Raw genomic sequence first — 11,444 nt, forward strand, 5'->3', positions numbered from 1 at the left:
ATGTTTTCCAAGTTCTGTTCATTGCGGCATCCCCCCGGTTGTGGGAGCCTTAATATCACAACTAGTCGTCAATTTCATTTCTTGCAAAGAGTGGCCGCTTTGTCCGCGATCTGTAAGTTCGAACGGGTCAGGATTTTTGCGGTGCGGCGAAAGTCCGGTCTGACGGGCCGCGTCGCAGCATGCGCGACCTGGGACGGAAGGCCGCTCTGGGCCGTTTATGAGGGATGCTAAGGCGGCATCCGGTGGGATGCTGCGTTTGCCCCAACGGCGGCAGAGAGCCCAGAGCGGCAGATGCTGCACCAGCCAGGAATGGCAGCAGTGCGCAAAATGTTGACTCTACAACGCTGAACGAACGGCGCACACTGGACTTTGATCACACTCTCACTCACTGAGGTGCAGAATTCTCCAAACCGGTCGATTACCGAATTCGCAGTTGGTAAAAAAGTTTACGTTTTGACTGTCATCTCCGGTACTAGTCACTCGGTCAAAAGAGCCGAAAGCTCATCCGCCCCTTTTTGCAGTATTCCCAGAAACGACATCAGACTGTTGACGTCATGACGTTGTGTCGGCGCATGAACCGAAAGCGTGCCTACCAATCGGCCTTGCCCATCCTGAACGGGTACAGCTAAGGCAGTCATTCCGGTCATGAATTCCTCGTCATCGGTGGAATAACTATTCTCAGAGATACGTTGGATCTCCGCTCGCAGCGACTTGGGATCAGTCAGCGAGCGCTCCGTCTGTGGTTGTAGATTTCCCGCTGAAAGAAAACCGTCCAGCGTTTTTTGCCGCAGTGTGGACAGGTACATCTTGCCGCTGGCCGTACAATGGAAGGGTACCTGAGTACCAACCGGAAGCTGAATCCGCAGTGGCCACTTCGTTTCCACCCGGTCCAGATAGATCATCCCCTCTCGGTCTGGAATGGCGAGATTGCAGGTTTCACCAACCTGCTCGGCGACGCTGCGCAAGATCGCCAGACGCGCCGTACGCAGGTGCTCGGAAGACATCGTATTGACCGAAAGCAATCGCAGCCGGTGTCCAGGGCCGTATGAACGCCCATCCAGATCGCGCTGCAGGAAGCCCTCGGCTTCTGCGGTTTGCAACAGGCGGTGGATGGTTGGCTTGGCCAGGCCCAGTGACTCGATGAGGTCTGACGGTTTGACGGCGACCCCGCGTCGCGCAACCTCCTCAAGGATGAGAAGAAGGCGCAAGTTGGTCGGTATCTGTGTCTCTTTATCTTGTGTTTCCGTTGCGGCCATTCCGTAACAGTCTAGTTATTTGGCAGCAGGATCAAGGCCAGATCGGGCACAAGTGACACCAAAATCCACACCGACAGCAATGCGACCAGATAAGGTACTGTGTACCGCAGCAGCCGGAAATAGGGCACTCCGGTCACGCCGGAGGCCACATACAGGTTTAAGCCATATGGCGGAGTGATGAACCCGATAGACGCCCCCACGAGGAAGATCACTGAGAAATGGATCGGATCAATTCCAACTGACGCCGCAATCGGGGCAAGGATCGGGGCCAGAATGATCGTCACAGGCAGGCTTTCCAGCACCATGCCCGAGAAGAAGACGATCACCATCGAGGTGAACAGAACCGCATGGTACCCTCCCATTGAGGTTACGAAATCCCCAATGGTCTGCTGTGCGCCAAGCAAGGACAGGATCTGCTGCATCACCACCGAAATCGCGATCAGCGGTGCAAGAATTCCGGTGATCTGGGCCGAACGGATCACGATCGATGGGATCTCGGGGATAGTAAACCCTTCGACTACGAACATCTCGGCATAGCTCTTCTCGGTCGGCGAAATATCATTCCGCGCGCCCATGATCCGGTTGATCGGATAGCTGGCCAATCCTGCGATCACACAGAATCCAACCGTCACGCCCGCTGCTTCGGTCGGAGAGAATTTGCCCGTATAGATGCCCCAAAGCACCAGTCCAATGGCGAAGAACCCAAGCCATGCGCCAAAGGCGGTTTTCAACACTCGGTTCAGCTGTAGCGGGATCAGATGCCCCCAACCATTAAGGCGGCAAATGATCCAGCACGCGAACTGCATGCCAAAGACCATCAGTGCGCCAGGAAGGATGCCCGCAACGAACAGTTCGGAAATCGGCAGGTTCATAAGAAACCCGTAGACGATAAAGATGATCGACGGAGGAATGATGATGCCCACCGTGCCGCCCGCCGCCGCTGTGGCCGCGCTGAATCGTTCGTCATAGCCGCCTTTCACCATCTCAGGATGTAACATCGAACCAATTGTGGCTGTCGTCGCCGAGTTGGATCCCGAGATTGCTGCGAATAACCCGCAGGCGCCAAGCGAGGCCATCGCCAACCCGCCGCGTATCCAGCCCAGACAGGCATAGGCAAAATCGCTTAGACGCCGCGCAATGCCCGATTTGTTGATAAGGTCTCCGGTCAGGATGAACAGGGGCATTGCCAGTAGGGCAAAACCCTTGTTGAACACGTTCAGCAACTCGGCGCCCATGTTGTCCAGCGTCAGACCAAGGACAAATGAACAGCCTATGACCCAATAGCCGATCACCAACAGGACCGGCACGCCCAACATGAACAGAAAAGTGACCCCAAGCGAGATCAGTGTGACCATGGTTCCATCTGTCATCAGTCTGCTCCGATCACGGCCTGCTTGATCAGCGGCTCACCTGTTTTCCAGTTGTGCAGATCGTCGGCGAGGTTTTGAAACACCCGCCCTACCATCAGAAAGAACGACAGTGGTGCGGCCAGAAGGAACCACCACTGCATGATGTTGTCGGTCCCCAGAACGATCTGAAAGTTCGATGCCGATAGGGCGACCAGCCTGGACGTGGTCACGATGACGATCACTGCGAATATGAACCACAGCACGGCGTCAAGGATCAGGCAGGCCAATTGCCCGCCGCGCGGCATTGCAGAGCGGAATTCACTAAAGCTCAGATGTGTGCGTAGACGGACGTTGTACGAGGCCCCGAACCACGCCATCACCATGAACAGCAGCGGTGGAATAGTAGTCGACCAGGGCTCTTGATCGTTGAATACGAACCGGTCGATCACGCCCCAAAAGATGATCAAGGCAATGGCAAGGTAGGAGTACACCATCACCGATCGTTCCAGATGCCGTTCGATGAAGGGCACGGCCCGATAGATCAGCATGATGACGAACCCGCCCAGGGCCGAGACAATCGCGCCTAACGCCCAGGTTGCGTCGGATTCCAGTGCGGATTGAATCTCGAACGAATCCTGGCTGAGAAAGGCGCTGAATATCGCGCCGATATCTGCCCAAAATGACATCTACCCCGTCCTCCCAATCGGTATTTGTTGAACCGGCCCAGCGGGGCCGGTTCGGTAAGTCTATCAGGCCTGGCCTTTCCACCAACGGCGCGGCTCGACATTCTCCGGCAGTGTATTGGCCGGAATCTCGCGCGCGATGTCATAGATTTCCTGATAAGTATCGATGCCACCTGCCCATTTGTTCAGGCGTTCACGCCATTGCGCCCAGGGCTCAGGGTTGTAGTTCGGGGCGCACATTTCCTCGGCCAGTTTGATCTGATCATCCGCCAGAAATGCCGGGCGCACGCCGTTTTCGGCAAAGATCGTGTCAGGCAGTTGCGGGTCCGAGAAGCCCACAGTGTTCAACAGCGCCGCCTCATTCGCGCCCTGTATCAGCGCCTGCGTAAAGTACGAAGATTCCATCACAGCATCCTGTAACTCGCCGCTCAGCCCATCAAACACCTTTGCGGACATTGAAGTATGTTCGGTTCCGCAGAAGAATTTCAGGTTCACCGACTGCGAGACCACCGGCGCCATGTTGGCATAGGCAACGGCCGAGGCCCATGTTTCGGCCCCGTCGATCAGACCAGTCTTGAGCGCGTCCAGAGTCTCTTCCCATGCCACCGGCACCGGGTTCAGGTTCAATAACTGCATCGCAATCCGGCCCAACTGCGTGCCTGTCACGCGGTTTTTGGTGCCAAACAGTTCTTCCAATTTGGTGACGGTTGGTTTGTCTGAAAAGGTCGATCCCATTTGCAGACCGCGCAATTCGCAATGAGTGAACAGGAACTTCAGCCCGTGCCGTTTCTCCAGCGGATCACGCAGGATGCGCTGGCTCGCAGGACTGTAGAAGAAATGATACTGCGCCGCGCGGCTGGGGAACATATACGCATAATCCAGCACGTTCAGATAGGGCGCACCGCCGGCAGAGTTCTGGGTCGATGCCGCATAGATGTCGACGATACCCTGCTGAGTCTTCTCAACACAGCTCAACTGACCGCAGATCTGGTTGTCACCGATGAATTCGATCCGAATCTCGCCGTCGGTGCGCTCTTCCAGATCCCGCGCGAACTCGATTGCGCCCGCGCGTTCGATCAGCAGGTTGCGGGTGTTAAACCCCGAAGCGCCGAATTTCAGCGTGTGCTTCGGTTCTTTCGAAAAGCGTTTCTCGTAAGTTGATTCGGCAGCCTGTGCCAGATTCGCCAGGCTCATTGCGCCACCGAACCCGCCTGCCGCCAATAAGGTCGAGCTCATGCCGTAACGGCCCGCAACTCGGAAGAAATCCCGACGCGAAATACCACTTAGTTTCCGACCAATCTCCATTGCTTACCTCCCTGATCGCAAGTATTGAGACTTTTTGTATCAAAAAAGGCTAGTTTAATTCGATCAACTTGCATAGAGTTTTTTTCAGCAACTTTCGGAGGAGGCAGTCATGGAGGTGGATTATGCGGTTGTTGGCGCGGGGTCTTCGGGCTGTGTCATTGCCAATCGGCTAAGCGCTGATCCCAATACGACGGTTGCGCTGCTTGAGGCTGGTGGCCGCGATACAAACCCCTGGATTCACATCCCCGTCGGCTATTTCAAAACAATGCACAATCCATCGGTCGACTGGTGTTATCGGACCGAACCCGATCCCGGCCTGAACGGTCGATCCATCGATTGGCCACGCGGTAAGGTGCTGGGTGGGTCATCCTCTTTGAATGGGTTGCTATATGTGCGCGGCCAGAAAGAGGATTACGACCGTTGGCGTCAGATGGGCAACGAAGGTTGGGGCTGGGAGGACGTGTTGCCACTGTTCAAACGCTGCGAGGATCAAGAGCGCGGCGAGGATGAATTCCACGGTGTCGGTGGACCTTTGTCTGTGTCCAACATGCGCATCCAACGTCCCATCTGCGACGCATGGGTCGCCGCAGCGCAGGCCGCAGGTTATCCGTTCAATCCTGACTACAACGGGGCCGAACAAGAGGGCGTCGGGTACTTTCAGTTGACCACCCGCAATGGTCGACGCTGCAGCGCAGCCGTGGCGTATCTAAAACCTATCCGGGGTCGTCAGAACCTCAACATCATTACCAATGCCTTGGTAGCGCGGGTGGTTTTAGAAGGGAAAAAGGCAACCGGACTGGTTTATCGGGATCGTTCGGGTGCTGAACAAACTCTAAAGGTCCGGCGCGAGATCATTCTGTCCGGTGGGGCGATCAATTCCCCCCAAATTCTGATGTTGTCGGGAATCGGAGACCCGGATCATCTAAAGGAAAACGGTATCGAACCGCTGCACGCCCTGCCGGGTGTCGGCAAGGGTTTGCAGGATCACTTACAGGCGCGGCTTGTGTTTAAATGTAACGAGCCGACTTTGAATGACGAAGTCCGCAGCCTGTTCAATCAGGCGCGAATTGCCCTGAAATACGCGCTGTTCCGCGCAGGCCCGATGACCATGGCCGCCAGCCTTGCCACCGGTTTCATGAAAACCCGCCCCGAGATTGAAACCCCCGACATTCAGTTTCACGTCCAACCCTGGTCCGCTGACAGTCCTGGCGAGGGAGTGCATCCGTTTTCAGCGTTCACGATGTCGGTTTGCCAACTGCGCCCGGAAAGCCGTGGGGAATTGCGGTTGAACGGTCCCGATCCGTCCAAACACGTCAAAATCGTCCCTAACTATCTATCCACGGAAACGGATTGCAGAACGATCGTCGACGGCGTGAATATCGCGCGCGGGATTGCCAAACATGCCCCCTTGGCTTCAAAAATTTCCGAGGAATTTCGACCAACGGCAGAGCTGAGTTGCGACGATTACGAAGGCACGCTGGATTGGGCCAGATCAAATACGGCTTCAATCTATCACCCAACCGGAACCTGCGCGATGGGAAGCAATGGCATGTCCGTTGTCGACGCAAAACTAAATGTGCATGGAATAAAGAACCTAAGGGTAGCTGATTGCTCCATTATGCCGGATATCGTCAGTGGCAACACTAACGCGCCAGCAATTATGATAGGCGAAAAGGCAAGCGACTTGATAAGTGCAGATGCCTGACAGTCCCTCCGTCTTGCCTGCATGCCATGCAAAATGCCCAAAACACTTGCAACCGATGGATGAGTGCGCCAATCGCGCAAGCTCAAGCTGTTTGGTCGGTGGAGTCCAGTCGCAACTTGCGCTTTGCCCAACTCATGACTCATGAGTCATGACTGACAGTGATCTAGGAGCGACCATTGGTCAATGATCTGTGGAGCATCTAGCGCAGGGATTTAACACCATACCAACCTCGCGAAGCATGCATAAACGGTCTCGGACACTTTCCTAAAGTTCAACTCGTAACGTCCGCTTTCCTATTTTTGGGCGTACAAGTACTGCACTCTCCGAGATAGACATACATAGCCCTGGGTCGCGAACTTGAATGTTCCCTAATTGTCGGGGTGCGGACACTGCGTCGGTGAACGCTATTGGCTGCTAAGTCCGCGATCTGTGAGTTCGATGAAGCCCGAGGCATGCGCTTGCAGCGAATGACCGCTTTGTCGGGTCGCAGCACAGCATCGGTCGACTTTTTGAACGGCAGGTGTGGGCCGGTTTGTGCGGACAGCTATCCATGGGTCAGATACTGCAGTACTTTCGAGGTGTGGAATGAGCCCAGAGTTCCAAGTTTCTGTTTCGCAGCTAAAGTCCGCTTTGTTGGGCACTTGGAGTCCCGGTTGGCGATCAATCTCGGATAGTGGTGTCAGTTCCGAGTTTACTTTGAACATGTCGAGAACTACGGTCCATTCTGACAACTCCGACGAGAAATTCTCAGACAATGCCCGTGACAAGCTACATCTTCACTGTTTCCCCCCCGCCGCGCGCCTAAGCGCGTCTTTTGCCGCGCACGCGTGCGCGCAAGACTGACGCAGGCGCGAGACGTCGCTTAAATCGCGGCCTCCTGTAGGCATACAGGGTTAGGTTGCGTGCGCCTTTTCGCCTCCAAATCTCGAAATTTCCCGCCGTGATGCAAACGCCTTTTGGGCCGTGACAGCATCATGGTCGTCTGGCTGTCTGGAGGCCAATACACATGAATAAACCTACTCCACTCTTCATTCTCAGTTTGTCAGCAACACTTCAGATGATCGGTGTCGGCATGATCGTCGCACTTCTTCCACAACAGGTTCATGCAATGACCGGATCACTTGAATGCGTCGGTCTCGTCGCATCGGTTTTTGCGTTTGCCTATCTGCTTGCGCAACTGCCGATCAGCGCTCTGTCAGACCACCTGGGCGCAAAGCGTTTCCTGGTCACTGGTTATTTACTCTGCGCAGTGTCTGGTGTTGTCTTCTTTTTCACCGAAACCGCTGGGGGCATCTTCTTGGGTCGCGCCATACAGGGCATCGGTGAAGCTCCGATCTGGGCGCTCGGGCCAGCTATTCTTTCACTGGCCTATCCGTCAACCAAGGGGCGGGTGATTGGAATCTACAATGCGGCAATTCACATTGGCCTGACGGCGGGTCCGTTATTGGGTTTGCTCGTCGCGCCGAACGGCCAAGGCAGTCTGCCGTTTCTGATTTTTGCAGTGCTGTGCCTGTTCGCAGGACTGTGTGTCTTTTTCTTTCTGAAACCCGTTGCCGTTCCTCTTGGACAGTCTCGACCGAGCTTTGCACAATTTATCAGGCTGTTGCGCCAAAGGCAGACGTTGATCCTGTTGTTGGGTGTCCTTCTGTACGGCGCTGGATACGGTGTTTTCCTAACGGTTTTGCCCGTTTCTTTGGCATCCACACATAGGTTTGGCGCAACGGCCATCAGCCTGCTGTTCGTGGTGTTCTATGCGGCCATCAGCCTGTCGCAGATCGTTGCAGGAGCACTCTCTGATCGGTTCGGACGGAAGGGGTTTCTGATCTGGGGTATGGCGTTGGCGGCTGTTGGACTCGCGGCATTCCCGCTCTTTTCAGGGCTTTGGGCCTATATTCCACTTGGATTTGCCAGCGTTGGATTGGGAATTTTCTGCGTGGCATCCATCGCTGAATTGAACGAGGAAGCCCCCGACACACTCAAAGGGGCCATATCGGGCAGCTACTATCTCTTCTGGTCTGCGGGCTACGTGCTTGGCCCACTGTCTATTGGCGCAATCAGCTCGAACGTTCCATTCATTGGGTTCGGAACGCTCGCTGCCTTGCTTGGTGTTCAAGCCTTGGCGTTGGTAAGGGTTCAAAGCTAACCCCCACTCAACACACAGGCATCTCTTCTACGTTTGGGATGCCTGCTTTACGACTTCATTGCTGAGCCAGCCGCCAATATTGACCTCGCTGGGTCGTAGAAGTGGCAGGCATTGGCAAAGCGGACTTTGGGGAAACGGTGCTGAACGGCAGGTCTAGTCCCGCATGTAGCGAGTTCAGGCAGCCTTTGTTTTGCGCTCGCAGCGAACGGCAGGTTCGACGGGGTCGCAGTGCAGTAACATTGACCAAGGTCGAACGGCAGGAAAGGGCCGGTTAGTCTTGATAGTTATTTATCCGAGCTGCAGAAGCTGCAGCCGCCAATGGCCTCAAGTTCCAAATGTTCTCGGGTTTTAGCAATTATAAGATTGGTCATTCTGTTTCTGACGACCGAGCCCACAAATTGATATCTTCTTCCGAACTGATTGCATCGATCCTTGCCAACTCTTCATCACTGAAGGTGAGGTTATCGACTACGCCTGCGCAATCTACGATCTGACCCGGCCGGGACGCACCAATAAGCGCGGTCGTTACGCGTCCGCCTCTTAACACCCAGGCCAGGGCCATTTGCGCCAGAGTTTGCCCGCGTGCCTCAGCCATGTCGTTCAGAGCACGGACACTTGCCAGAGATCGCTCGTTGATCATACCATCAAGTAGCGACTTCCCTTGTGTAGCACGGCTGCCATCCGGAATATCGCGCAGGTATTTTGACGTTAGAATGCCTTGTGCCAGCGGCGTGAACGCAATCGATCCTACCCCAAGATCGTTCAGGGTATCGAGCAAACCGTCCCGCTCCACCCAACGGTTGAGCAGATTGTAAGAAGGCTGGTGAATCAGGCAAGGTGTGCCAAGGTCGTTGAGAATCTTCACCGCCTCGCGTGTGCGTTGGGAGTTGTAGCTCGAGATACCTGCGTAGAGCGCGCGACCCGACCGTACGATATGATCCAACGCGCCCATCGTCTCTTCGAGCGGCGTGTCGGGGTCAAAGCGGTGGGAATAAAAGATGTCGACGTAATCAAGCCCCATGCGCGCGAGTGATTGGTCACAGGACGCGATCATGTACTTGCGCGACCCCCATTCTCCGTAGGGTCCCGGCCACATGTCGTAGCCTGCTTTGGAGGAAATGATCAATTCATCCCTGTAGCCCGCGAAATCAGTTCTTAGGATTTCGCCAAATGCCTCTTCTGCCGATCCGGGTGGTGGACCGTAGTTGTTCGCCAGATCAAAATGAGTGATCCCATGGTCGAATGCGGTCCGACACATTGCTCGCTTGTTTTCGTGCGTCGAGTCCGCACCGAAATTATGCCACAGGCCCAAGCTGACAACAGGAAGCTTCACACCCGACCGCCCACATCGCCGATACACCATTCGCTCATAGCGGTTCGGCTCCGGGGTGTAAGGAATGGGTTTTGGCTTTGGTGGTCGTTGAGCTTTGGTCATGCGCTTATAATCAATGGAATGTTGGGCCTGTCAAACGGATCAACTCCGGTAAGATCGACACGAGATTCTGCGCGTCCTAGATGGGTGTTTATGGTTAGTCTTACTCCAGCACCGCGAAGCCGAGATGCCAATACTGACCTTTGCCAAGGGAAGCCAATACAATGAGCTTTCGACAGATCGCATCCGCCCATCACCGCGAAAATTTACGCTACCACAACGGCCTTCCCGACGGCTGGAACCGAGACAGGTTTCGGCAGCTTTGCGTGTGCTACGCCCAGATCAGGGGAGCATCGGCCCAGTGTATTCGCACCTTGGAGATCATCATCGACATGATCTCGCCATGCGCGTTTCGGGACCCGTCCCAGGAACCCTTTTGCTACGCGCGACAGGAAACGCTGATCGCCGGGCGCGGATTGACAGATCGGACAATCCACAATCATGAACGCGAGCTAGAAGCCATTGGCCTGATCGAGCGCAGGCTCGGCGCAAATGGCGCGCGGTGTAAACGTAAGGGGCTTGGCCTATTCCTGACCCCTGCCCTGAACCTCATTCCCGAGATGCGCGACGCGGACGTACGAAGCAAGGCCGAGAAGAAAGAGCATGATGCGTTGCGCGGAGATCGATCACGGCTTTATCGATATGTGAAACACAGCCTGGCGGTGCTTGCCTCACTCCCCTGCCCTCCTGAAGGCTTCGACGAGTTGATGGCCAGGTTTCGGTCCTGGCCGCGTGCTGATAAGCTGAAATACATGTCGGTGGATGGTCTCAGATCACATGTTCAAGCGGTTCATGACCTTTGGAAATGGATCGAAATTCATATCGCAAAACCCGGTGAAATTTCGGGTGAACCCGAAGCGTGTTTCGGGTGCCATATACAAGACCAAATTGAAGAAAAAATTCTGTCCTGTAACGTCGACGGCGAAGCGACAATGCCATCGGCAAAAACCACGGAACCAGATTGTTCTGGCTTAGAAAGCAATCATCCGGCGGTTATTGAACCGCGCAAGGCCCAAAAACTGCCTCGGGTGAATAACCGGACCCTGTATGAACTGGCATCGTCCGAGCTGCGCATGCATATCGATATCGCAGGGGGTGGAGATCAGAAATTCTGTCCAACCCTCTATGCAATCGAGACCGGCGTTTGGTCCCGGCTGTCTGAGATCGGCACCAATATCTCCGCCTGGCATGCGGCGACAGATAGGTTGACCCTCATGGGGGCGATCCTGGCTGGAGTGATCACGGATGCGAGGCTGAGTGATCCGAAACTGCCGCCGGTGGTTAATCCGGGAGGATATCTACGAGGCATGGTTCAGGCAGAGGAACGTGGTGACCTGAACCTGATTGCCAGTTTCATGGGGCTCTTGGCGAGACGGGCGCGGGAAGAGGAGCAAGCCCTCAGATCGGACGGAGCGCCGCCAGCAAATGCCTTGACGCGAGCATGGTAGTGACGCGGAAATTCGTTGAAATACCGTGCTCGAGAATGACTACCGCATTGCCTCTGAACGGGTAGATTTGGACCTGTCCCATTTTTGTGCCGCCCCAAGTGCTCGTTTAGGCCACTTTCCGTT

General features: G+C 55.2%; 8 protein-coding genes. 3 read left to right on the forward strand and 5 right to left on the reverse strand.

All coding sequences use genetic code 11. The features are described 5' to 3' along the window. Positions 1-476: 476 nt before the first annotated feature. The 4 genes from I9182_RS20095 to I9182_RS20110 form a co-directional block, all read right to left on the reverse strand. Positions 477-1,256 (reverse strand): IclR family transcriptional regulator, encoded by a 780-nt coding sequence (locus I9182_RS20095; RefSeq protein ID WP_209599442.1) that lies wholly within the window; start codon positions 1,254-1,256, stop codon positions 477-479. Positions 1,257-1,267: 11 nt separating this feature from the next. Continuing rightward, a complete protein-coding gene (locus tag I9182_RS20100) occupies positions 1,268-2,626 on the reverse strand; it encodes a TRAP transporter large permease (protein ID WP_209599443.1) in 1,359 nt (452 codons plus the stop codon). Next, on the reverse strand, positions 2,626-3,291 hold the full coding sequence (locus I9182_RS20105; RefSeq protein ID WP_209599444.1) for a TRAP transporter small permease subunit: 666 nt from the start codon (positions 3,289-3,291) through the stop codon (positions 2,626-2,628). The genes I9182_RS20100 and I9182_RS20105 overlap by 1 nt, the downstream gene beginning before the upstream one ends. Positions 3,292-3,354: 63 nt before the next feature. Then, a complete protein-coding gene (locus I9182_RS20110; RefSeq protein ID WP_209599445.1) occupies positions 3,355-4,593 on the reverse strand; it encodes a TRAP transporter substrate-binding protein in 1,239 nt (412 codons plus the stop codon). A gap of 109 nt (positions 4,594-4,702) precedes the next feature. On the opposite strand from I9182_RS20110, the gene I9182_RS20115 reads away from it, so the two are divergent. Together I9182_RS20115 and I9182_RS20120 are read left to right on the forward strand one after the other, a co-directional pair. Continuing rightward, positions 4,703-6,298: a GMC family oxidoreductase N-terminal domain-containing protein gene (locus tag I9182_RS20115; RefSeq protein ID WP_209599446.1), complete on the forward strand. Its 1,596-nt coding sequence runs from the start codon at positions 4,703-4,705 to the stop codon at positions 6,296-6,298. A 1,006-nt stretch (positions 6,299-7,304) separates the two neighbouring features. Then, positions 7,305-8,441, forward strand: a complete 1,137-nt coding sequence (locus tag I9182_RS20120; protein ID WP_209599447.1) for an MFS transporter — start codon at positions 7,305-7,307, stop codon at positions 8,439-8,441. A gap of 367 nt (positions 8,442-8,808) precedes the next feature. On the opposite strand, the gene mgrA is transcribed toward I9182_RS20120, so the two are convergent. Next, positions 8,809-9,876, reverse strand: a complete 1,068-nt coding sequence (mgrA, locus tag I9182_RS20125) for an L-glyceraldehyde 3-phosphate reductase (RefSeq protein ID WP_209599448.1) — start codon at positions 9,874-9,876, stop codon at positions 8,809-8,811. Between the two features lie 161 nt (positions 9,877-10,037). Here mgrA and I9182_RS20130 point away from each other — a divergent pair, with 161 nt between their 5' ends. Further along, on the forward strand, positions 10,038-11,321 hold the full coding sequence (locus tag I9182_RS20130; RefSeq protein ID WP_209599449.1) for a helix-turn-helix domain-containing protein: 1,284 nt from the start codon (positions 10,038-10,040) through the stop codon (positions 11,319-11,321). Positions 11,322-11,444: the final 123 nt, after the last annotated feature.

Source organism: Ruegeria sp. HKCCSP351, assembly GCF_017872535.1.
Classification (GTDB): domain Bacteria; phylum Pseudomonadota; class Alphaproteobacteria; order Rhodobacterales; family Rhodobacteraceae; genus Ruegeria.